2 protein-coding genes are annotated in these 420 nt (G+C 43.6%); both read right to left on the bottom strand.

All coding sequences use genetic code 11. From position 1 onward, the window contains the following. Positions 1–13: 13 nt before the first annotated feature. Positions 14–154, bottom strand: coding sequence for a hypothetical protein (locus LI114_RS13770; protein WP_195389138.1), 141 nt, complete (start codon positions 152–154; stop codon positions 14–16). Continuing rightward, entirely contained in the window at positions 155–391 is a 237-nt protein-coding gene (locus LI114_RS13765; protein WP_413770912.1) for a hypothetical protein, read from the bottom strand. Positions 392–420: the final 29 nt, after the last annotated feature.

Below are 420 nucleotides of genomic sequence, written 5' to 3'. Positions count from 1 at the left end.
GTCTACTTTGGCTTTAACTCTGTTTGTGTGCATCTTTGACCTCCTTATCAAGACGGGCAAGCTCCTTTTCGGCTGATTTAAAAGCTATGGCAAGACCTCCGACCGTAAACCCGATAATCCCGCCTATCAGCATTCCTATGAATAAATACGTCATTCACATCATCTCCATTCCAAAATCTTCGGTTTCTTCATCGTCAGCCGAAGTGATCTCCACATATTCGTCAATAATGCTCAGTGCCTCATCATAGCTGCCGGAAGAGGTGATACGGTCGCACATTTCCTTGGCATCATTCGACATGCCATTTCTCTTCAGCGTTTTTGAAGCAATGCCCATAAGATTAAAGATATTCCCGTTCTGACCTATGAGCGGACATTTTGGCTTTTTGGACATCACGACATCTCCTTTCCGTAATATTTTCT

Origin of the sequence: Ruminococcus sp. 210702-SL.1.03 (assembly GCF_020559915.1) — a bacterium.
Classification (GTDB): domain Bacteria; phylum Bacillota; class Clostridia; order Oscillospirales; family Ruminococcaceae; genus YE71.
Note: the sequence above shows the minus strand (reverse complement) of the source record. Positions and strands in the feature narration are given on the sequence as shown.